This is a genomic window from Streptomyces sp. NPDC058741, assembly GCF_042746715.1.
Classification (GTDB): Bacteria; Actinomycetota; Actinomycetes; order Streptomycetales; family Streptomycetaceae; genus Streptomyces.
In genome coordinates, this window is record NZ_JBHYQH010000118.1 from 1 (window position 1) to 1093 (window position 1093).

The window sequence follows — 1093 nt, forward strand, 5'->3', positions numbered from 1 at the left end:
CGAGCCGCTGCCGCTGCTGGTGGAGCGGGAGCGGGCCCTGTACGGGTCCTGGTACGAGTTCTTCCCCCGTTCCGAGGGCACTCCGGAGAAGCCGCACGGCACCTTTCGCACGGCGGCCCGGCGTCTGCCGGCGATCGCGGCGATGGGGTTCGACGTGGTGTACCTGCCGCCGATCCACCCGATCGGCACGACGTTCCGCAAGGGGAGGAACAACACCCTCTCCCCCGGCCCCGACGACGTCGGCGTGCCCTGGGCGATCGGCTCGCCCGAGGGCGGCCACGACGCCGTCCACCCCGCCCTGGGCACCCTCGACGACTTCGTCTGGTTCGTCGGCCAGGCCAAGGCGCACGGGCTGGAGATCGCGCTGGACTTCGCCCTGCAGTGCTCACCGGACCACCCCTGGGTGCACAAGCATCCGGAGTGGTTCCACCACCGCCCGGACGGCACCATCGCCTACGCGGAGAACCCTCCGAAGAAGTACCAGGACATCTACCCCGTCGCCTTCGACGCCGACATGGACGGCCTGGTCGCCGAGACCTGCCGGGTACTGCGGCACTGGATGGACTGCGGGGTCCGCATCTTCCGGGTGGACAACCCCCACACCAAACCGGTCGTCTTCTGGGAGCGGGTCATCGCGGAGATCAACCGCACCGACCCCGACGTCATCTTCCTGGCCGAGGCGTTCACCCGCCCGGCGATGATGCACACCCTGGCCCAGATCGGCTTCCAGCAGTCCTACACCTACTTCACCTGGCGCAACACCAAGGACGAGCTGACGGAGTACCTCACCGAACTGTCGGGGGAGGCCGCCTCCTACATGCGGCCCAACTTCTTCGCCAACACCCCCGACATCCTGCACGCCTACCTCCAGCACGGCGGCCGGCCCGCCTTCGAGGTCCGCGCCGTCCTCGCCGCCACCCTCTCCCCCGCCTGGGGCGTCTACTCCGGCTACGAACTCTGCGAGAACACCCCCCTGCGCGAAGGCAGCGAGGAGTACCTCGACTCGGAGAAGTACCAGCTCAGGCCCCGCGACTGGGAGGCGGCGGAGCGGGAGGGGCGCACCATCGCCCCGCTGCTGACCCGGCTGAACACC

1 pseudogene is annotated in these 1093 nt (G+C 69.5%); it reads left to right on the forward strand.

From position 1 onward, the window contains the following. A pseudogene (locus ACFW6P_RS32110) lies at positions 1-1093 on the forward strand (alpha-1,4-glucan--maltose-1-phosphate maltosyltransferase); the annotation flags it as partial.